A 22,149-nucleotide genomic window follows, 5' to 3' on the forward strand; every position below is an offset into this window, starting at 1 on the left:
AGCCTCAGACTTTCCAGATGTCCTTCGCATATTCGGCGATGGTGCGATCGGACGAGAACCAGCCGACATTGGCGATATTGTGCAGCGTGGCGCGGCGCCAACCTTGCGGGTCATTCCAGCGCTGGTCAACCGCGCGCTGGGCGGCGGCATAGGCATCGAAATCGGCGGCCACCATGAACCAGTCATGGTCGTAGAGCCCATCCATCAGGCTGCGATAACGGTGCGGATCATCCGACGAGAACACGCCTGACGAGATGGCCTCGACCGCCTGGTGCAGCTCGCGTGAGCCTTCGATGATGGCGCGCGGATTGTAGCCATTGGCCCGCTTTTCCGCCACTTCATCGGCGGTCAGCCCGAAGATGACGATATTCTCATCGCCCACCCGGTCCTTGATCTCGACATTGGCGCCATCGAGCGTGCCGATGGTGAGCGCGCCGTTCAATGCAAACTTCATGTTGCCGGTGCCGGAGGCTTCCATGCCGGCGGTGGAAATCTGTTCGGAAAGATCGGCGGCCGGAATGATGCGTTCGGCGAGGCTGACATTGTAGTTGGGCACGAACACCACCTTGAGCAGCCCGCCCACCGACGGATCATTGTTGATGCGTTTGGCGATGTCGCCGGCCAGTTTGATGATCAGCTTGGCGTTGTGGTAGCTCGACGCCGCCTTGCCGCCGAAGATCTTCACGCGCGGCACCCAGTCCCGCTCGGGGTGGCTGCGGATCTGGTCATAGAGCGCCACCGTCTCGATCAGGTTCAGCAATTGCCGCTTGTATTCGTGGATGCGCTTGATCTGCACGTCGAACAGCGCATCGGGGTTGAGGCGGATGCCGGTCAATTCCTTCAGATGCGCGGCCAGCGCCACCTTGTTGGCGCGCTTCACCTCGGCAATGCGCTCACCCAACGCGGCATCGCCGGCCAACGCATTGAGGGCGCTCAATTGTTCGGCATCATCCAGAAAGCCATCGCCGATGGCATCACGGATGGTCGCGGTCAGCGCCGGATTGCACTGTTGCAGCCAGCGCCGCGGCGTCACCCCGTTGGTCTTGTTATTGATCTTGCCGGGGAACAATTTGTGCAGCGATGAAAACACCGTGGTCTTCATCAGTTCGGTGTGCAGCGCCGCCACGCCATTGACGCTGTGGGCACCGGCAAAGGCCAGATTGGCCATGCGCACCCGCCGTTCGCCGCCTTCATCGATCAGCGAAATCGCCGCGACTTCGCCATCGCTCATCCCTTGCCGCCGCGCATCGCGCAGGATGCGCGAATTGATGGCATAGATGATCTGCATGTGGCGCGGCAGCATGCGTTCGAACAGCGGCAGCGGCCAGCTTTCCAGCGCTTCGGGCAGCAGCGTGTGGTTGGTATAGCCGACGGTACGGCGGGTGATGTCCAGCGCTTCGTCAAATTCGAGCCCGTGGCCATCCACCAACAGCCGCATGATTTCCGCCACCGCCACCGCCGGGTGGGTATCGTTCAGCTGGATTGCCGCCTTGTCGGGCAGGGTGCGGATATCGCCATGATATTGCTCGTGGCGGCGCATGATGTCCTGGATGGAGGCGGAGGTGAAGAAATACTCCTGCCGCAGCCGCAGTTCCTGGCCAGCCAGGCTGGAATCGGCCGGATAGAGCACCCGCACCAGGCTGTCGGCGCGCATCTGATCGGCCAGCGCACCGAGGTGGTCGCCGGCGTTGAACGCATCCAGCCGGATCGGATCGAGCGCATTGGCCGTCCACAGCCGCAGCGTGTTCACCCGCTTGCCGCGCCAGCCGACCACCGGCGTATCGACCGCGGTGGCTTCCACCATTTCGGCCGGCTGCCATACCACGGCGTCGCCATTCGCCACCACATCGCCGCCATAGCCGATGCGGTAACAGCTTTCGCGCCGTTCGAATTCCCACGGATTGCCGTGCGCCAGCCAGGTTTCCGGCAATTCCACCTGCCAGCCATCATCGATGCGCTGGCGGAACATGCCGTTCACATAGCGGATGCCATAGCCATGGGCCGGGATATCAAGGCTGGCGAGGCTTTCCATGAAGCAGGCCGCCAGCCGGCCCAGCCCGCCATTGCCCAGCGCTGCATCGGGCTCCAGATCCTCCAGCGCCGCCAGATCAAGCCCCTGCGCCCGCAGCGCCTGCTCCATTTCGCGCCCCAGGCCCAGGTTTGACATGGCATCGCGCAGCAGCCGGCCGATCAGGAATTCCAGGCTGAGATAATAGACACGCTTGGCGCCGGCGGCGTGCGTACGCCGGGTGGAGTCCATCCAGCGGTCGATCACCTCGTCGCGCAGGGCCTGCACCGCAGCGGTGAACCAGTCATGCGGCTTGGCCGAACGCTCATCCTTGCCGACCCGGTGGCGCAGCGCATCGACAATGCGCGCCTCCAGCAATTCGGCCCCGGGATTGGGACTGCGGTTCGGTCGGGACGACATGCAGACATCTCTTTCGTTGTGCGCCAGGCCGCACGCTGTATTTCTTGGCCTGTGAACGTTATCAATGCAAGCCCATCGGCCCCATCGTTCTGCGCTGACTATGACGCCTGGCTTGCGCAGGGCAACAGGCGATTGCCCCAAGGCACCCGCGCCTGCCGTGGCCACACTCTTGAAGAATAGCTGCAACCGCCGGCGAAGCTGATACAGGCAGGAAAACCGATCCTGAAGGACTCGCCTCCAATGCCCGGCCGCACCGCCCCCTTTGCCGCCTTTGCCCCAGCCGTGCGCCCCGAAACATCATTGCGGCAGCGCATCACCGCCGCCTGCCGGACGCCGGAGCCCGAGGCGGTCGCCGCCCTGCTGCCGCTGGCCGAACTGGCGCCGGCCCTGCGCCCGGCGGTCGCCGATACGGCGCGAACGCTGGTGACGGCGCTGCGCGCCAAGGGCCAGCAGGGCGGCGTCGAAGGCCTGGTGAAGGAATATTCGCTGTCCAGCCAGGAAGGCGTGGCGCTGATGTGCCTGGCCGAAGCGCTGCTGCGTATCCCCGACAATGAAACTCGCGACGCACTGATTCGCGACAAGATCGCTGGCGGCGACTGGCAGGCGCATCTGGGCGACAGCAAGACCTTGTTCGTCAACGCCGCCACCTGGGGCCTGATGGTGACGGGGAAATTGACCGCGAGTTTCGCCGATACCGGGCTGGGCGCCGTGCTCACCCGCCTGCTGGCGCGCGCCGGCGAACCGGTGATCCGGCGCGGCATCGATATGGCGATGCAGATGATGGGCGATCAGTTCGTCACCGGCGAAACCATCGCGGAAGCGCTGATCCGCGCCCGCCGGCTGGAAGCGCAGGGCTTTGCCTACAGCTATGACATGCTGGGCGAAGCGGCGACCACCATGGCCGATGCGAACCGCTATTTCGCCGATTATGCCCACGCCATCCACGCCATCGGCGCGGCGGCGGCCGGGCGCGGCATCCTGATGGGCCCCGGCATCTCGATCAAGCTTTCGGCCCTGCACCCGCGCTATGCCCGCGCCCAGCTTGATCGGGTGATGCGCGAACTGCTGCCGCGGGTGCAGTCGCTGGCAGTGCTGGCCCGATCCTATGGCATCGGCTTCAACATCGATGCCGAAGAGGCCGACCGGCTGGAACTGTCGCTCGATCTGCTGGAGGCGCTGGCGCTGGCGCCCGAACTGAAGGGCTGGGACGGGCTGGGCTTTGTCGTGCAGGCCTATGGCAAGCGCTGCGGGCAAGTCATCGACTGGCTGATCGATCTGGCCCGGCGGGCCGATCGGCGCCTGATGGTGCGGCTGGTGAAGGGCGCCTATTGGGACAGCGAGATCAAGCGCGCCCAGATCGATGGCCTCAGCGATTTTCCGGTGTTCACCCGCAAGCTGCACACCGATGTGTCCTACCTGGCCTGCGCGGCCAAGCTGCTCGGCGCGCGCGATGCGGTGTTCCCGCAGTTCGCCACGCACAATGCCCACACGCTGGCCGCCATTCACACGATGGCCGGGCCGGATTTTGCCATCGGCGATTACGAGTTCCAGTGCCTGCACGGCATGGGCGAGGCGCTGTATGAAGAGGTGGTGGGGCCAGACAGGCTGAACCGCCCGTGCCGCATCTATGCGCCGGTGGGCACGCACGAAACGCTGCTGGCCTATCTGGTGCGGCGCCTGCTGGAAAATGGTGCCAACAGCTCGTTTGTGCACCGCATCTGGGACGAGAATGTATCCATCGATGAACTGATCGCCGATCCGGTGGCGGAAGCTCGCGCGACTGGCGGCAGCCCGCTCCCGATCATCGCCCTGCCCGCCGCGCTTTATGGCCAGCGCCGCAATTCGCTGGGGATCGACCTGTCGAGCGAGACGGCGCTCGCCGCCCTGTCGCAGCGACTGCGGGACAGTGTTGCCATCGCCTGGTCGGCGCGGCCGATGATCGCCGGCCACGCAGCCGAACAGGCCGCCATGCCGGTCTGCAACCCGGCGGATCGCGATGATGTGGTCGGCAGCGTGGCCTTTGCCACCCCGGCCGATGTGGCCTGGGCTGCTGAAGTGGCGGCGAAGGCTGTTGCCGGTTGGTCATCGCGGCCCGTCAGCGAACGCGCCGCGATGCTGGAACGCGCCGCTGACCGGTTGGAAGCCGAGATGCCGCTGCTGATGGGGCTGATCATCCGCGAAGCCGGCAAATCCGCCGCCAATGCCATCGCCGAAGTGCGCGAGGCGGTGGATTTCCTGCGCTATTATGCTGAACAGGCGCGGCAGACGCTGACCGCCGCACACCGTCCGCTGGGGCCGGTGCTGTGCATCAGCCCGTGGAATTTCCCGGTGGCCATCTTCATCGGCCAGGTCGCCGCCGCGCTGGCGGCCGGCAACAGCGTCATCGCCAAACCAGCCGAGGAAACCCCGCTGATCGCGGCCCAGGCCATCCGCATCCTGCACGAAGCCGGCGTGCCGGCCGATGCGCTGCTGTTCGTGCCCGGCGACGGCGCGGTGGGCGCAGCGCTGGTCGCACGGGCAGAAGTGGCCGCCGTGATGTTCACCGGCTCGACCGAAGTCGCCAAGCTGATCCAGGCCGAACTGGCCCGCCGCGGCGACCACCCGATCCCGCTGATTGCCGAGACCGGCGGCCAGAATGCCATGGTGGTCGACAGTTCGGCGCTGTCGGAACAGGTCACCGCCGATGTGATTGCCTCGGCCTTTGACAGTGCCGGCCAGCGCTGTTCGGCGTTGCGCATCCTGTGCCTTCAGGAAGATATCGCCGACAAGCAGCTGGCCATGCTGAAGGGCGCGCTGGCCGAACTGCGGCTGGGCCACCCCGATCTGCTGGCAATCGACATCGGCCCGGTGATCACCGCCCAGGCCCAGCAGGGCATCGTGGCCCATATCGAGCGCATGCGCGGGCTGGGCTGCAAGGTGCATCAACTCGCCCTGCCCGCCGACACGGCGCGCGGCAGCTTCGTGCCGCCGACCATCATCGAGATCGACGATATCGCCCAGATCGGCCGCGAAGTGTTCGGCCCGGTGCTGCACGTGGTGCGCTTCCAGCGCGACGACATGAGCGCGCTGATCGATGCCATCAACGCCACCGGCTATGGCCTCACCTTCGGCCTGCACACGCGGCTGGATGAAACCATCGAAACCGTCACCGCAAAGGCAGCGGCGGGCAACCTCTACATCAATCGCAACATCATCGGCGCGGTGGTGGGCGTGCAGCCCTTTGGCGGGCGCGGCCTGTCTGGCACCGGGCCCAAGGCCGGCGGGCCGCTGTATCTGGGCCGGCTGGTGCAGTCCGAACCCGATACCAGCCTTGCTGCTGGCCACCCGCCCGATCCAGCCGCCGTGGCCTGGGCCGAATGGCTGGAGGCCGCCGCCATGGACGCCAGCGCCGCCCTGGTGCGCGAAGCCATCGCCAGCGCCTTGACCGGCCTGACGCTGGAACTGCCCGGCCCCGTTGGCGAAACCAACCTTTATGCCCTGCACCCGCGCGGGCGGGTGCTGCTGATCCCCGCCACCGAGGCTGGCCTTGCCGTCCAGATCGGTGCCGCGCTGGCCGCCGGCAACAGCGCCGCCATCGTCTGGCCGGGCGGGCCGCCGCCAGCCTTTGCCAGCCTGCCACCACTGGTCAGCCAGCGGTTGACATGGCTGCCGGATCTGCCCGCCACTGCGACAAGCGCTGCCGTGCTGGTGGAGGCCGCGACGCCCGGCCTGCTGCCGCGCCTTGCCGCCATGGCTGGGCCGATCCCGATCGTGCAGCTCGCCGATGCAACCGGCCGCTATCGCCGCGACTGGCTGGTGGAGGAAGTCTCCACCTCCACCAACATCACCGCCGCCGGTGGCAATGCCAGCCTGATGGCGATGGTCTGATGCACACGCTCTCCACCCTTCCCACCCCGGCGCTGCTGCTCGATCGCGGCATTGCCGCCCGCAACATGGCGCGCATGCAGGGCCATCTCGCTGGCGTGGCCAGCGGCGTGCTGTTCCGCCCGCATCTGAAGACCGCCAAGAGCATCGCGGTGGCCGACATGCTGTTCGGCGGCGGCCGCCACCCCATCACTGTTTCCACCTTGAAGGAGGCAGAACTGTTCGGCGCGGCGGGCTTTGCCGACATTCTCTACGCCGTCGGCCTGTCGCCACAGAAGATCGCGTCGGTGCAGGCGCTACGCGAAAAGGGCATCAATCTCACCGTCGTCACCGACAATATCGCCATGGCCGCCGCGATCTGTGCGGCTGCACCCGGCGGCGAGTTGCCGACACTGATCGAGCTGGATGTGGATGGCCACCGCGCTGGCGTCGCCTTCGATGATGGCACGGCCCTCATCGCCATCGCCGCTGCACTGGGCCCGAATTTTGCCGGCGTGATGACCCATGCCGGCGGCTCCTACGCCTTGTCCGATCCGGACGCGCTGGCCCAGGCGGCCGATCTGGAAGCCGCCCGCGCCGCCGCCGCCCGCCACTTGCTCGAACAGGCCGGCCACGCCTGCCGCATCGTCAGCATCGGATCGACGCCCACCGGCAACGCGGTGCGCAATCTGGATGGCGTCACCGAATTTCGCGCCGGCGTCTTCATGTTCGGCGATCTGGTGATGCACGGGGTGGGCGTCTGCCCGCTGGAAGACATTGCGCTATCCGTGCTGGCCACGGTGATCGGCACCTATCCCGATCGCGGGCTGGTGATTGTCGATGCCGGTTGGATGGCGCTGTCTCGCGACCGCGGCACCAGCGGCCAGGCCGTGGATCAGGGCTATGGGCTGGTGTGCGCCGCCGATGGCACGGTGCTGGATGACGTGATCGTGGTGCAAGCCAATCAGGAACATGGCGTGATCGGCGTGCGCCCCGGTGCTGCGGCCCGCCTGCCCGATCTGCAGGTGGGTGACCGTCTGCGCATCCTGCCCAATCACGCCTGCGCCACGGCGGCCCAGCATGGCTGGTACAATGTGGTGGACAGCGGATCAGACCGGATTGCCGCCCGCTGGGAGCGTTTCAATGGCTGGTGATGACGATATCCGCTGCGTCAACCCCGAGGGCTCTGCCCCGCCGGGTGGCCATTATTCGCACGCCGTCGTGGCGGGCGGCTTCGTCTTCGTTTCCGGGCAATTGCCGGTGCGGCCCGATGGCAGCCACGCGGCGCAAGCCGATTTCGCCACCCAGGCCCGGCAGACGCTGGCCAATCTGTTCGCCGCACTGGAAGCCGCCGGCACCACGCGCAACGCTCTGGTCAAGGTCACCGTCTATGTGACCGACATCGCAGACTGGCCGCTGTTCAACACACTCTATGCCGAGGCCATGGGCGATCACCGCCCGGCCCGCGCAGTGGTGCCGGTGCCCCTGCTGCACCACGGCTATCGCATCGAGATCGAGGCCATCGCACTGGCTTGCGGATGATGGCCGCGCGCGCCTGATCCTGCGGTCGCGCGATCATTTATACAATCGATTGCAAATTGCTGTTGCAAAGCCTTGCCCCATTTCCTAGGCCTTGGCGCACGCTGCTTTGCATAGGGATTCATCGGCCTTGACCTCAGCATGGACGCACGAGCATGTTTCCCGCATCGAGGGGCAGGATTTTCCCGCTGTCCGCTTGATTGGGGAACGCCAGGCTCGCCCTCTCCTTCCCGGCATCCTGCTGTGGGACATGTGGCCCGTGCAGCAGACGGACGGCAGCATCGCCGACATTGCTGCAGGCTCGCTGTGGATGGCGCTGGCCGCGCCCGACCGGTCGGATCCGGCCCGGCGCCATTTCGAAGCGCGCATCCGGCTGCTGCATCTGGCGGGCGAGCAATGGCGCGATCTGGGCTGGGCTCTACCCGATACCGATTATCCGTTCGAGCGTGAATGGGCCGGAACCGCCGTGCTGAAGGGCCGGATGGTTTCCCTGTACTTCACTGCCGCCGGCTTGGCCGATCAGCCCGGCGGCTATCAGCAGCGCCTGTTCGAAGTGCATGGCCATTTGCAGGCCGACGGGCAGATCAGCGACTGGGGACCCCTGCGGGAATCGGTGGCCAACACTGGCGACCATTATGATCTGGCCGATCAGCAGGAAGGCGAGCCCGGCAAGATCACCGCCTTTCGCGATCCCGCCTTCTTCCGCGATCCGGCTGACGGGCAGGAATATCTGGTGTTCACGGCCTCTCTGGCCGGTGCGACGTCGGCCTATAATGGCGCGGTCGGCATTGCCCGCCGCCGGGGCGCGGACAGCTGGGAATTGCTGCCGCCGCTGCTGCAGGCCGACGGCGTCAACAAGGAACTGGAACGTGCGCACATGGTGGCGCGCGATGGGCGTTACTATCTGTTCTGGGTGACCCAGGCGAGCACCTTCAACCCGGAAGGGCCAGTGGGTCCAACAGGGCTTTACGGTATGGTGTCCGATCGGCTTTTCGGTGATTATGCACCGATCAACGGCAGTGGGCTGGTGCTGGCCAATCCGCGCGCCGAACCGTCGCAAACCTATAGCTGGCATGTCACAAGGGAGCTGCTGGTGAGCAGCTTTGTCGATCATTGGGGCCTGAACGGGCGCAGCCTGGCGGATGATCCCGGGCTTGCCGCCGCCAGCTTTGGCGGCACCCCGGCGCCATTTGTCCGGCTGGTGCTGGATGGCCAGCGCGCCAGCCTGGGCAGCGATGCGGCCCATGTCGGCTGATCCGTCAACCATGTTTGGCGCTGTCGAAGCCGGCGGCACGAAATTCGTGCTGGCAGTCGGCCATGGCCATGATGCGATTGTGGCGCAAACCCAGATCCCGACGACGACGCCGGCCGAAACGCTGGCGCGCGCCATCGGGTGGTTCCAGCAGCAGGGCGCGGTCGCAGCCCTGGGCATCGCCTCGTTCGGGCCGGTCGATCTCGATCCGGCCTCGCCAAGCTGGGGCCATGTCACCGACACGCCCAAGGCGGGCTGGAGCCAGACCAATGTGGCGGCCCGTCTTGGCGATGCGATTGGCTGCCCGGTTGGGTTTGATACGGATGTGAACGGGGCGGCGATCGGCGAATATCTGCACGGCGCGGCGCGCGGCTGCGATGTCGCCATCTATGTGACGGTTGGCACCGGCATTGGCGGCGGCGCGGTGATCGGCGGCCATACGGTGAAGGGCGTGCGCCATCCCGAAATGGGCCATGTCATGCTGCAGCGCCATCCGCAGGACCGGGATTTTGCCGGCGCCTGCCCGGTGCATGGCGATTGCCTCGAAGGCCTGGCCTCGGGCCCGGCGATCAAGGCGCGCTGGGGCGCGTCGCTGTCGGAACTGCCCGCCGATCATGTCGCGCACGATGTGATCGCCGATTATCTGGCGCAATTCTGCCAGACGCTGATTGCGCTCTATTCCCCGCAGCGCATCATCATGGGCGGCGGGGTGATGCAGACCAGCGGGCTGCTGGACAGGGTGCGGGACAAGGCCAGCGCGCGGGCCGGGCGCTATTTCGGCGTCGATGCCAGCACGATCATCATGCCGCCTGGCCTCGGGACCGGGGCCGGCATTGCCGGCGCCTTCGCACTGGCCGGAAGGGCCCTGCATGGCGAACGCTGACGCCATGACCATCGTCATTGTCGGCGGCGGCACGGCGGGCTGGCTGACAGCGGCGTTCCTGCAGAACCAGTTGCCGCACACGCTGAACCGCCCGGTGGCGATCACCGTGATCGAAGCAGACGACATTCCAACCGTGGGCGTGGGCGAGGCCACCATCCCGTCGATCCGCCAGACGCTGGCCGCCTGCGGAATCGAGGAACATCTGTTCCTGAAACACTGCGGCGCCACCTTCAAGCAGGGCATCAAATTCATCAACTGGCGTGACGATCCCGGGACGCACGGCACCAACCATTATTTCCACCCCTTTGGCGATCAGATCATGGTCGCGGGGCGCGATGCGACCTGGCAATGGCTGCAACTGCCGCCGGCCGAACGCGGCGCCTATGCCGAGCGATTTTCCGTGCAGGCCGAAATTGCCCGCAGCGGCCGGGCACCGAAGAATTTCACCGACAAGCCTTATGATGGCGCGCTCGCCTATGCCTATCATCTCGATGCCGGCAAGCTGGCGCAGTTTCTGAAAACGCTGAGCAAGGCGCGCGGCGTGTGCCACAAGCTGGGCAAGGTGATGGCCATCGAACGCGATGCTGACATCATCACTGGCCTGCAACTGGACGACGGCGAGCGGGTCGCGGCCGATCTGTTCATCGATTGCACCGGCTTTGCCGCCCGGCTGATCAATTCCGACCGGCAGAACCGTTTCAACAGCCTGTCGGGCACCCTGTTCGTTGATCGCGCCGTGGTGACACGGGTGGAAAATGCCAGCCTTGCCGACGTGATTGGCTATACCAAATCGACCGCGCATAGCGCCGGCTGGATCTGGGATATCGCGCTGCAGGACCGGCGCGGCGTCGGCCATGTCTACAGCTCGCGCCATATCGATGATGATGCCGCCAGGGCGGAGTTGGCCGCCTATGTGCAGCAGCCGGTCGAGACACTGGAAACGCGCCGGCTCGACATGCGCATCGGCTATCATGATCAGCAATGGCGCGGCAATTGCGTGGCGATCGGCCTGTCCAGCGGCTTTCTCGAGCCGCTGGAATCAACCGGCATCTATCTGATCGAAATGGCCAATTGGGCGCTGCTGGAATTTGTGCCGCGCTATCTGGCCGGGGCTTCGCCGCAGGCCGGCTACAATCGCATCCTGCACAATCATTATGACAATATCGCCGATTTCCTGAAGCTGCACTATTGCCTGTCCAACCGCCGCGACACGGATTTCTGGCGCGACAATTGCCGCACGGAAACCATCCCGGCCACGCTGCAGGCCAATCTGGCGGCGTGGCGGTCGGCGGTGCCCAGCGTCTATGATTTCCACAGCACCACCCAGTGTTTTTCGGCGACGAACTACAAGTTCGTCCTCTACGGCATGGGCTGGGGCGCAAGCGGCGCGCAGGCGGCGGAAGCGAACCCGCAGATCAGCACCATGATGCACGAACTGGCCCAGCGCCGCGCAAAGCTGCGCGATTTCGTGCTGCGCGACACGGTGCCCAACGCCGCCTATTTCGCAGCGCTTCAAAAGCTCTAGGCCTTCGCTGGCTGGCGTCAGGCAGCGGCAATGACGGTCAAAAAAAATGGCGCCCGCGGTCCGCGAGCGCCATTTCTCCGGTTGCGACCCGTTCAGAAGGTGAAGCGGATATTGGCGGCCATGGTGCGACCCATGATGGACCGCCCGATGGTCACCGTGTTGGGCGCTCCGGCGAACAGGGATTCGCGCCCGTCATTCGCCGATTCCGTGATCCCCGCCTTGTCGAACAGGTTGTTCACGTTGAGCGAGAATTCCAGATTGTCGGTGATGTTCACCGCCCCGGTCAGATGGACCACCGAATAGCCCTTCTGGGTGAGCGTGTTGGCATCATTGGCAAAGCTGTCGCCAGTGCCGATCCAGCTCGCCGACAGGCGCACCCGGTCGAAGTTGAGGCTGGGCGTGACGGCCCAGATCAGCCTGGCCTGGCGTTGCGGCCGGTTGCCGATCAGCGCGTTGTTCACGACATTGGCGGAATTGCGCGCATCGGAAATCTCGGCATCGGTATAGGTGGCCGTGGCATAGAGATTGAACACGCCGCTCTTGTAATAGGCTTCGAGCTCAAGGCCCTTGGCTTCATATTTGCGGATCTGCCCGGTCGGCGGCGTGATGGTGATGTTGGATTCCTCGGTTTCCGACAGGAACAGCGTGCCGTAGAGATCGAGTTCGCCGCCGCCCAGCTTCAGATTCTGCGCCTTGAAGCCGATTTCATACTGCTTGACCTTGTCGACATAGGCGCCTTCCGCACCGGCCAAAAGGCCGCCGCTCGCATCGCGCACGCCGAAATCGAGCGCGCGGTCGAAGTTGAAGGAAGCACCGCTCGAGGCGCGGCCGAACACCGAGAGATTGTCGCCAATCAGATAGTTGGCGCCAATGGACCAGGCGAAATTATCGGCCCTCAGATTGGCGCGGGCATCCACCACGCCGGTGTTCAGCGAAACCGTGGCTTCCGAACCGGTGATCCGGCCATCGCCATTGACATCGAACGGCGCGCCGGCGCCCGCGGTGCGCACACCGTTCTGGCGCATGAAGTCATAGCGCATGCTGGCGTCAAGACTGAGATTGCCGGTCTTCACGGCGACCGCGGCGAAGGGCGAACTGGTTTCGGCTTCGAGGTCGTAATTGCGGTTCGACCCATCCCAGCCAAAGGCCTGGTTGACGCCGGCGATCCCGTTGATCGAACCCGGCACGTTGATCAGCGCGGCATTGTTCTCGGTGGTGGTGACCAGCCGCGTCCAGTGCCAATCCTGCTTGAAATTCTGATGCATGAAGAAGTGACCGACAGCCAGATCGACCGTGGTGTCACCGCCCGCCTCGAAGGTCTTGGAGAGGCGCACGTCGTTGGCAAAGTTGCTCAGATCATCAAGATTGACGTCGAACACCGCAACTTCGGAGGCAAAGCCGTTGGGCAGATTGGCCGCCGTCACCGCCGCGCCGGCCTGCGGACCATTGAAATAGGTCGATCCGGCGAGCGACGCCGCATTCAGGGCGCCATAGGTGAAGAAGCCGAGGAATTCGCCCGAGATATCCTGATAACGGGTCTTGGTCTGCAGTTCGATGCCGCTGCCAAGATCGAACTTGGTTTCGAGGCCGATCGAGCGGACCTTGTGGTTCAGGCCGTCGGCCACATCATAGGGTTCCAGCTGATTGCGGCCATTCACGGCCAGGCCGTTGCGGGTGAAGGGGCTGTACAGGCTGTGATTGGCGGCGCTGAAACCGCCCAGGCTGGTGCCGACCACGCCGCTGTTGGCATCGCCGGTGCGCGAAACCAATTGCGGGAAATAGGCCTGTTCCTTCTTGTCGATGATCTTGCCGATCACGCGGACATAGCCGGCATCGAATTCCTTGGTGAGGCTCAGGCGGATCTGGCCGCCCGAAACCGGGCTGTAGCCGGAATTGCGGAAATCGCCGCCCTGCTGGAAATGGCCGCCGAGGTGGAAATAGAGATCGTCCGCCAGACGGGCGCCATATTCGGCATCAACGCGATAATCCCGATAATCGACCCCGGCCCGGAAGGCGACCGAGCCGCCCTCGGTCTTGCCGGTCTTGCCGATCAGGTTGATGATGCCGCCGGGGCCGTTGGTGGTGAGCGTGGAGGCGGTGCCGCCGCGCACGGATTCCACCCGGGCCAGCGTGGCATCGGCCTTGAAGAAGCCATCGGCCGGCGCAAACAGATGATCGCCGAACAGCAGGATGGGCAGGCCATCTTCCTGCATGGAAAGGAACTTGGCGCCGCCGGTCGAGATCGGAATGCCGCGCACGTTGATGTTGGAGTTGCCGCCGCCCGAGGAGCTTTCCGAACGGATGCCCGGCAGCTGGCGGAAGACTTCGGCGAGGTTGGTCGGGTTGGTGGCGGCGATGGCCTCGGCACCAAGCGAGGAGACCGAGATGGAGGAATCGATCTTGTTCTGCCCGGCCGAGGACACCACGCCGGTGACGACAATCTCGATGTCTTCCGCGCCCGTGTCAGCCGCTTCGGCGACCTGCGCCTGCGCGCTCGCACCCAGGAAGCCAGTCGTTGCAACCGTTGCCAACAAGACGCGACGGATCAGTTTCATCAGTCAGTTCCTCCCCGATCGCCCTTGTGATCCGGGCGATTATTGTGTGTGCAGCCTGAGTGGTAATCGCGAAAACAAACGATTGCAATCAAAAAATGCAACCGATTGCATCAACCAGGCAAGCGGCGGCTACTGCGGCTCTTTATTCTTTATATTCATGTGTTTAGGATGATCTTGCGCCCACCGGGCGGCTGCCGCCCGCGACACCACCATCCAACACGGGCGCAAGCTGTTTCAGCGCGGCAGGGCCGTGCCTGCGGTGCTGCCTCGAATCACCAGCCGGGTTGGCGTGAGCGTCGCCTTGACCGGCTTGCCGGCGATCTTGTCGATCAGCGCCTTGACCATGATCTCCCCGCCCAGCGCGATATTCTGATCGATGGTGGTCAACCCCGGCGAGATCATGTCGGCCTGGCCAATATTGTCATAGCCGACGATGGCGACATCTTCGGGCACGCGCCGGCCGCTGGCCTGAACCGCGTGGATGGCGGCAATGCCCAGCACGTCTGATGCGGCAAAAATGGCGTCAAACGCCGTCTTGCCGTCGCACAGTTCGAGGATCTTGCGATAGGCTTCATGGCCATCGAACGAACATGGCACCAGCAGCGGCTCGGCGCCCTGTCCCTGCAGGGCTGACACCAGCCCTTCGTAACGCAGCTTCACTTCGGGCAGATCGATATCACCCAGGAACAGGATGCGGCGCCGGCCAATGTCGCCGAGGTGCTGGCCCGCCAGCCGTCCGCCTTCGAAATTGTCGCTGCCCACCAGCGTATAATCCGCCGCATCGATCATGCCGCCCCAGACGACAACCCGATTGGCCGCATCACCCAGCGAATTCAGCCGCTCCGTCCGCCCGGCCTGGCCGATGACGATCAGGCCATCCGCCTTGCCCGAAACCAGCAGCCGCCGTTCGGAAATCTCCGATGGGCTGTTGGGCAGGTTGATGATCAGGTCATAATCATGCTTGGCCGCCGCCTGCGAGACGGCGCCGATCATTTCAAGAAAGAAGGGATCGGAAAGCGTCTGGTGCGAGCCCGGATAGACCGGAATGACGATGCCCAGCGTCTGGCTCGATTGCTTGCGCAGGTTGCGGGCGCGGGCGTTGATCGCATAGCCCGTTTCATGCGCGAGCTGCAGAATCTGCGCCTTTGTCTTGTCGTTGACCAGCGGACTGTCGTTCAGGGCGCGGGACACGGTCGAGATGTCGACGCCTGACAGCTTCGCAAGACCGCTCATCGTCATTCTGCCGCGATCAGCCATCCGCTGTTTTTCACCTTGCATCAAACGCACCCAGGCCCGACTGGCACCCCGCCGATGCGTACAGTCACTTCCTAGCCACCAACCAGTTCCTGTTCAACCGGCACGCGGTGCCCGGCATTCACCAGCAGGGTTGCCAGCGCACCCATCAGCATCAGGCCGCCACCCAGCAACAGCACATTGCGCGGATCACCGCCCAGCAACGGGCGATAGATCAGCGGCATGGTCAGGCTCTGGATCAGCATGGGGATGACGATGAACATGTTGAAAATGCCCATGTAGATGCCATTCCTCGCGGGCGGGATGCAATCGGCCAGCATCACATAGCTGTTGCCCATCATCCCGGCCCAGCCGATGCCGATGCCCAGCATCAGCACGAACAGCATCGCCGGCGTTTCGGCGCCCGGGATCAGGAACATGGCGATGCCCGACGCGGTGAGGCAGGCGGCATGGGTGAGGCGCGCGCCCAGCCTGGCCACGATCGGGATCAGCAGCAGCGCGCCAAGGAAGGCGACGAAATTGTAGAGGGCGCCGGCCTGCTGGGTGGTCAGCGTCGCTGCGCGAAAGGCGGCGCTGGTCGGGTCGCTGGTATCATGGAGTGAACGACCAACGGCAAAGGTGACATATTGCCAATAGGCGAACATCGCATACCATTGGCAGAACATGGCCAGCGCCAGCTGCCGCATCGGCCGGGGCATGTCCCTGATGGCATCGCCAATCTCGGCCAGGGTTGCCGTCACCGTCATCGGCTGCCGGGCCAGCGCGGCCTTCTCGTCAGCGGTCAGCGGCAATTCCGGCACGCGCCAGACCGACCAGACGATGGTGGAGATGGACAGGATCGCGCCGATGATGAAGGCGATGCGCACGATCACCGGAATGCCGTTCGCGTCCAGCACATCCCTCGCCACCACGGCCGTCAGCAAGGTGGGCGCCAGATAGGACAAGGTCTGCGCCAGCCCGGTAAACGCACTCTGCGTCAGAAAACCGACCGAGCGCTGTCCACGCGCCAGCCGATCGGCAACATAGGCACGATAGGGCTCCATGGTGATGTTGTTGCCGGCATCCAGGATCCACAACAGCGCGGCCGCAGCCCACAGGGTCGGGGAAAAGGGCATCAGGAACAGGCAGAGGCTGCAGATGATCGCGCCGATCAGGAAATAGGGGGTGCGGCGGCCATGGCGCGAGGTGGTGCGGTCGCTCATCGCGCCGATGATGGGCTGAACAATCAGCCCGGTCATCGGCCCGGCCAGCCACAGCAGCGGCATCGAAGCCTCATCCGCCCCCAGCACGCCGTAGATCGGCCCCATATTGGCCTGCTGCAGGCCGAAGCTGAATTGCAGCCCGAAAAAGCCGACATTCATCTCGATGATTCTCGGCAGCGGCAGCAATGGCCTTGCGGCGATGTTCACCTGGCAATCTTCCCCATCTCACGTGTCTTTTGCCTTGTGTGGCATGGATGCGGGTTTTTTGCAATCGTTTGCATTCGCTGCCTGGCCATGGCTGCGCCGCTGCGCGCTGGCTGGCGCTGGCCCCGGCCAGGCGAACAGCAGGCCGGGCTGCTTCGGATCCTCGCGCACCACATTCACCGGGCCGCTGTCGGGCAAGCCGCCCACGATGCGCGTCCAGCGCCGCCCGCCGTCATGCGTGCGCCAGATGTGCGGCCGCATGTCGTCCCGCCTCATGCCGTTGACCGCCGCATAGGCCGTGTCGCTGCTGAAATGCCCGGCATCGAGGCCGGCTGGCGCAACCCCCGGCACGGCAAGTTGCGAAAAGGGCTGCGAAAAGGGCGTTGAAGTGGCGGTGGACGTCACCCGCCCCGGTTGACACAAACGCCAAGCTGTTAGACAAAATGCCCCAAGGTGGGGCCTGAAATGAACCAAGCTCGATGGCTGAAGAAATCATTGCTTGGCGCTGCCGCCATTGCATTGCTGGCATTTGGCGGCAGCCGCGCGCTTGTCGCTGCCGATCACTTTGATCCGCCCGCCCGCACCGGGTCCGATACCAATACCGTGGGCTTCGATGTCGCCGCCGATATCGCCGATCTCTATGCCTTCCACGATGCCCAGAACGTCTATATCGCCATCAGCTTCGGCGGGCCATCGGCCACCAATCTGCCCGGCTTCTACGATCCCGATGTGCTCTACACGATCAACGTGTCGAACGTGGCCCCGCGCACCGATGTCGAATTCCCCATCGAGATCCGCTTTGGCCGCGATGGCCCCAATCCCGGCATCCAGGTCCGCAATCTGCCGGGCGGCATCACCATCGAAGGGCCGGTGGAGCGCAACCTGACCGCCAGCAACGGCATTGTCGTGCGCGCCGGCGTGTTCGATGATCCCTTCTTCTTCGATCCCCAGGGCCTGCGCGATTCCCGCGCCACCGGCAACCTGTCGTTCAACAACCAGCGCAACCGCTTTGCCAACCTCAACTCCACCTTCGTGATCATTTCCATCCCGCGTCCGCTCATCGATCGCGGGGTGCCGCTTGATTTCTGGTCCACGTCGGCGCGGATAAGGCAGTGACTGGCATGATCCTGAAAGCCCCCGTGTTGCGATTGGCATCCACCCTGGCGCTCGCCTTCGTGCTGGCCAGTTGCGGAGAGAAAACGCCGGACACGATCGTCGTCAGCCCCACGCCGGCGCCGACACCGGTGCCGCCGCCCGCCCCCACACCGACCAGCTTCAATGTCACACCCTGCCTTGCGCAGACGGCGGTGCCTGGCCGCAGCGTCGCCGATCTGGTCGTGCCCGATCTGCTGCGGCTCGATCTCACGCAGCCCGCCGGCTTCCCCAACGGCCGTCGCTATCTCGATCCGGTCATCGACATCACGCTGGCGGTGATTTTTCTCGATCTGCGCCGGCATCCGGCCACCGTTTTCGCCAATCTGCCGGTGAACCCCAATGGGGTCGATCAGCCGCTGCCCGATAGCTTCCCGTTCCTGGCGCCGCCGTTTGGCAACCCGCCAACCGCCAATGGCGCCGGCAGCAACTTCCAGTTCCGCACGGATCCGGCCTCGGCCTATGTTCGCGTCGATCGCGCCGCCATGCCGGGTGTTTCGACCGCGCTGATATCGGGCAACCCCAGCAAGAACAGCTATAACGACGACACGCCGGCCATCGATGCCACGTCGAAATGGGTCCCCGAAATCTCGAACACATTGACCATCCTGACCAACGCCCTGGCCGATGATCTTGGCCGGCTGGGCCTGACCATCTGCGCCACACCAGGTTAGCAATGGCTGTTGCCGAACGACCGCCCGCGCAGCGATGGTTTCTGCTGCTGTGGGTGCTGCTGGCCTTGCTGGCCATTGGCGCCCTCTGGGCCATCAACCGGTTGACGGCCGCACCCCAGGGCCCAACGCCGCGCATCTGGCCCGACACGCCTTATTCGACCGACGGCCTGCCACGCTCCTATGACATGGCCATGGCGCGCGCCGAAATCGCCGTTGCCAACGCCAGCGCCGCCGTCGCCCGCGCGCCCGATCAATGGCTGATGCACGAAATCCTTGCCAGCGAGATTCTGGCAAAGGCCCAGCTTTCAGGCGCCTACGATGATTATGCGGCCGCCGAACGCGCGCTGGAAGATGGCTTCAAGGTCGCCGTGGCCGGCAGCGGGCCCCACATGGTGCGTGCCAGTCTCGAATTCACCATGCATCGCCTCGCTGGTGCCGAACGACAACTTGACGCGATCGATCGCTATGTGGTCCCGCCCGACCGCGGGGAGCGTGCCGAAATCGCGGCCATGCGCGGTGACATCGCCTTCTACCGCGGCCAGTACAGCGAGGCCCTGGCCCATTACGACCAGGCCGATGCCCTGCTGCCCAATGCCGCCAGTTTCCGCCGCGCCATCCATGCCGCCCGGACCGGGAACCCGGATCGGGCGCTGGCCTGGTTCACCCAGGCGGAAAACGCCTACCGCTCGCCCTCGCCGCAAACCCGCGCCTATTTCGCCCTCCAGCGCGGCATCGTGGAGCTTGATCGCGGCAGGCTGGACGCGGCCATGGCGCATTTCCGCACCGCCGATCGCCTGTTCCCCGGCCGCTGGCTGTTCCAGGAACACATTGCCGAGGTCCTCACCCGGCAAGGCAAGACCAGCGAAGCCGAAACACTCTATCGCGCGATCGTCCGCCGTACGGGCCATCCGGAATTCATCGATGCCTTGGCCGGGATCGCCGCTGCCAGGGGCGACGCCGCCTCCGCAGCGCGGCTTCATGCCCAGTCATCGGCGCTCTGGGCCCGCCGCCTGCAGCAATTCCCGGAAGCCACCTATGGCCACGCCATCGATCACTGCATCGCCAAACGGGACTGGCCCTGTGCGCTCAACCTGGCGCAGAAAAATCATCAGGCCCGCCCCTTTGGCGAAGCCAGGATCGCACTGGCACGCGCCTTGCTGGGCAGCGGCCGGATCAGCGAGGCGCGCGCCATGATCGAAACGGTCCTCGCCTCGGCCTGGCGCACCCACGATCTGCACCGCGCGGCGGCAGAAATCTATGCCGCCAGCGGCATGGTCGCCAAGGCGCAGGAACAGGCCCGGCTTGCCAGCGCGGCATAGGCTGAGCGCCGGACGGCGCTTGAATCAGGTTACGCCCATCAGATCAATGGGTTTCGACGCCAGACTCGATTGCAACGCGGTTGGATCACAAACCCGCTGATGCCGAGCTTGTCGAGGCACGCACCACAGTCCGCGCGTGCCTCGACAAGCTCGGCATGAGCGGTTCTGTCTACGCGCAATCGACCTTAAAGCGCCTGACAGACATTCTGCTCGGGCGTATCGACAAAGGGCGCAAACGGACAGCCAACAAAGCGCAGCCGCACGCCCGTGCTGCCCGCCACCGGCACCACGATCTGATCGGACCGCATGCTCGCCGGCGGCAGGCCAATGCCTCCCACCCGCAGCCCGGCATTGTTCAGGCCCAGGAAGCTCACCATGTCATCCTGGTCGATCCCGTCGCCCGAAACCCCGATGGCGCCAACCAGCGTGTTGCCGCGATAGATCGGCACGGCGCCGGGGAAGATCTGCAGGCCATTGGCCAGCCGGTTCGATCCGCCGGGATGGTTGGGCAGGAAGGTGCAGCGCGGCAGGTTGATGTTGCCCAGCATGGCCGCCAGATTCTGCACGACCAGCGCCGATTGCAGGCCGTTGGAAAAGGGCGAAAACAGGGTGATCGGCCGGCTCAGCGGACCTGGCGCCCGCGCCACTTCGCCATCGGGGAAATAGGGCCGCGCCACCAGCCCCAGTGCCCGGTTGCTCACGGCAAACCGCCCATCAAAGGCGCCATTGGCTGGCCCGAAGAACGATGACAGCCGGGTCACGAAATCGCGCACATTGGCGTCTGGATTGCCAATCGCCGTCGTCACCGCCCCCAGATCGGCGGCCACGCGCGATCCGGAGAAGAACGCCGACGACCGCGCCTTCTGCAGGCTCACATCAATCCCGAAGATCGGCGCATCGGGCGCGCGCACCAGCCCCAGCGCCACCCCGCGCGTATCCACCACCGAAATCGAAACTTCGCCCCGGCTGTCCAGCGGTCGCCGGATCTGCGCGCGCGAACGGCTCATGATCTTGAATGCTTCTTCCAGCACGGCGCGCACTTCGGCTGCCGTCAGCGGGCTGGCCACTTCCGCCCCGTCGGTGGCAGCGCGCACCGGATAGCGGTTGTTGCCGGCCCCGTCGCTCAACACATAGGCATCGGGATTGTTGAACTCCGCCGCCGTCGCCGGCCGCACCCCGCTCGCCTCGCTGCCATAGGGCGTCCCGGCCACGATCCCGCTGCCCGCAAAATTTGCCACCGCCACCAGAGTGCCTGCCGTGCCCAGCAACGCCGTGCTGGCACTCGCCGGATTGGCGCGCAGCCCATCGGTCCTGGCGTCGCTATAGCGCAACAAGGTGCCATCCACCGAAATCCGCTCGGCCCGCACCGTTTCGGGTGCCGGGAACGCCGTTGTCCCGGCCAGGGCGATGAACTCCTCGTCATCGGCATCGACGTCGACAACTTCCGGATCAAAGCCATAGTCGCCGTCGCCCATCACCCCGATGCCGCCGACCACCACGCCGTTCTTGTAGAGCGGGAAGCCGCCGGCATCCGCCGCCAGCCCCAGCGGCGAGCGCTTTGGCCCGATCATCGGCGAGCCCACGCCAAAGCGCGTGTTCAGATCCGAACAGGGCAGCTGAGAAAATTGCACACCAAACAGCGGCCCCGATTCCAGCCCGCGCGCATTGGCGCTCGGCGGAAAATGCTCCTGCACGATCATCGACGCCGTTCGCGTTGAAAAGGCATTGCCGCTGCTGGAGAGATAGGCCCCGGTAATCGCCTTGGCGATCGCAGCCAGTTCGGCCCGAAACTCGACATTCTGCACATCGAGATTGCCGGCCGAGCCACCAGGCCGGGCCCGCGCCATCGTCCGCGCCCCGTTCATCCGATAGACCGCCAGCACATTGCCGACCCGATCGACCACGGCCACCACCACCGGCAACCCGCGCGCCTGCGCCTCGGCAACGGTGCGGGCAATCACGTTTTCCACATCGGCCGTCGTCAGCGCTTCCTGTGCCGGCCGGGAAAACACGCTGGGCGGCGCCGTCGGCGTGGGCGTGCCGCCCCCCACCGAGCCACCGCTGACCGGGCTGGCCGGACCGCCCGACCCGCCGCAGCCTGCAACCAGCAGCGCCAGTGCCGAAATTCCAACCAACCGCATCGCCGTTCCCGCCCCTGCCCGGCCCCCGCCGTCAGTCCTGAGCGGGGCCGGCGCCCATTGCATTTCAGATTGCCCCCGCAGACCGGTCATGACCGCCCCTCTCAATGCCCGCCACACAGTAGCGAAGCCCCCACCGGATGCAATGGAAACCAGCCATTTCATGCACATGACTGTGGAT

General features: G+C 65.1%; 15 protein-coding genes. 9 read left to right on the forward strand and 6 right to left on the reverse strand.

Annotated features, from left to right (window positions below; genetic code table 11):
* Positions 1-4: 4 nt before the first annotated feature.
* Positions 5-2,428 carry a glycogen/starch/alpha-glucan phosphorylase gene (locus D619_RS0106175; RefSeq protein ID WP_017667704.1) on the reverse strand — a complete coding sequence of 808 codons (2,424 nt, stop codon included), beginning with the start codon at positions 2,426-2,428 and terminating at the stop codon, positions 5-7.
* A 240-nt stretch (positions 2,429-2,668) separates the two neighbouring features.
* On the opposite strand from D619_RS0106175, the gene putA reads away from it, so the two are divergent.
* The 6 genes from putA (at position 2,669) to D619_RS0106205 (ending at position 11,470) form a co-directional block, all read left to right on the forward strand.
* Positions 2,669-6,295: a trifunctional transcriptional regulator/proline dehydrogenase/L-glutamate gamma-semialdehyde dehydrogenase gene (putA, locus tag D619_RS0106180; RefSeq protein ID WP_017667705.1), complete on the forward strand. Its 3,627-nt coding sequence runs from the start codon at positions 2,669-2,671 to the stop codon at positions 6,293-6,295.
* Positions 6,295-7,425 (forward strand): alanine racemase, encoded by a 1,131-nt coding sequence (locus D619_RS0106185; RefSeq protein ID WP_017667706.1) that lies wholly within the window; start codon positions 6,295-6,297, stop codon positions 7,423-7,425. Before putA ends, D619_RS0106185 begins: the two co-directional genes overlap by 1 nt.
* The gene (locus D619_RS0106190) at positions 7,415-7,813 is read left to right on the forward strand and encodes a RidA family protein (protein WP_017667707.1); all 399 of its coding nucleotides are present in this window, start codon (positions 7,415-7,417) and stop codon (positions 7,811-7,813) included. Before D619_RS0106185 ends, D619_RS0106190 begins: the two co-directional genes overlap by 11 nt.
* Before the next feature lie 127 nt (positions 7,814-7,940).
* Complete coding sequence (locus D619_RS0106195; protein ID WP_026090775.1) at positions 7,941-9,065, forward strand: glycoside hydrolase family 68 protein; 1,125 nt, start codon at positions 7,941-7,943, stop codon at positions 9,063-9,065.
* Entirely contained in the window at positions 9,055-9,945 is an 891-nt protein-coding gene (locus D619_RS0106200) for an ROK family protein (protein ID WP_026090776.1), read from the forward strand. The genes D619_RS0106195 and D619_RS0106200 overlap by 11 nt, the downstream gene beginning before the upstream one ends.
* Complete coding sequence (locus D619_RS0106205; RefSeq protein ID WP_017667710.1) at positions 9,932-11,470, forward strand: tryptophan halogenase family protein; 1,539 nt, start codon at positions 9,932-9,934, stop codon at positions 11,468-11,470. The genes D619_RS0106200 and D619_RS0106205 overlap by 14 nt, the downstream gene beginning before the upstream one ends.
* Positions 11,471-11,562: 92 nt before the next feature.
* Here the strand turns inward: D619_RS0106205 and D619_RS0106210 are convergent, their stop codons facing one another.
* The 4 genes from D619_RS0106210 to D619_RS0106225 form a co-directional block, all read right to left on the reverse strand.
* Positions 11,563-14,025, reverse strand: a complete 2,463-nt coding sequence (locus tag D619_RS0106210) for a TonB-dependent receptor (protein WP_017667711.1) — start codon at positions 14,023-14,025, stop codon at positions 11,563-11,565.
* Between the two features lie 234 nt (positions 14,026-14,259).
* Positions 14,260-15,258 (reverse strand): LacI family DNA-binding transcriptional regulator, encoded by a 999-nt coding sequence (locus tag D619_RS0106215; RefSeq protein WP_017667712.1) that lies wholly within the window; start codon positions 15,256-15,258, stop codon positions 14,260-14,262.
* Positions 15,259-15,353: 95 nt separating this feature from the next.
* Positions 15,354-16,640, reverse strand: coding sequence for an MFS transporter (locus D619_RS0106220; protein WP_051033467.1), 1,287 nt, complete (start codon positions 16,638-16,640; stop codon positions 15,354-15,356).
* Positions 16,641-16,706: 66 nt separating this feature from the next.
* On the reverse strand, positions 16,707-17,090 hold the full coding sequence (locus D619_RS0106225) for a hypothetical protein (RefSeq protein ID WP_017667714.1): 384 nt from the start codon (positions 17,088-17,090) through the stop codon (positions 16,707-16,709).
* A gap of 60 nt (positions 17,091-17,150) precedes the next feature.
* Between D619_RS0106225 and D619_RS0106230 the strand changes: the two genes are divergently transcribed.
* The 3 genes from D619_RS0106230 to D619_RS0106240 are packed head-to-tail and all read left to right on the forward strand — an operon-like array spanning position 17,151 to position 19,830.
* Positions 17,151-17,801 carry a hypothetical protein gene (locus D619_RS0106230; protein WP_017667715.1) on the forward strand — a complete coding sequence of 217 codons (651 nt, stop codon included), beginning with the start codon at positions 17,151-17,153 and terminating at the stop codon, positions 17,799-17,801.
* Between the two features lie 5 nt (positions 17,802-17,806).
* Positions 17,807-18,511, forward strand: a complete 705-nt coding sequence (locus D619_RS0106235; protein WP_017667716.1) for a DUF4331 family protein — start codon at positions 17,807-17,809, stop codon at positions 18,509-18,511.
* Between the two features lie 2 nt (positions 18,512-18,513).
* Positions 18,514-19,830: a tetratricopeptide repeat protein gene (locus D619_RS0106240; RefSeq protein ID WP_017667717.1), complete on the forward strand. Its 1,317-nt coding sequence runs from the start codon at positions 18,514-18,516 to the stop codon at positions 19,828-19,830.
* A 185-nt stretch (positions 19,831-20,015) separates the two neighbouring features.
* Here D619_RS0106240 and D619_RS0106245 read toward each other — a convergent pair whose 3' ends face one another.
* Entirely contained in the window at positions 20,016-21,971 is a 1,956-nt protein-coding gene (locus D619_RS0106245; RefSeq protein WP_017667718.1) for a heme-binding protein, read from the reverse strand.
* Positions 21,972-22,149: the final 178 nt, after the last annotated feature.

This window comes from Sandarakinorhabdus sp. AAP62 (genome assembly GCF_000331225.1).
Taxonomy (GTDB): domain Bacteria; phylum Pseudomonadota; class Alphaproteobacteria; order Sphingomonadales; family Sphingomonadaceae; genus Sandarakinorhabdus.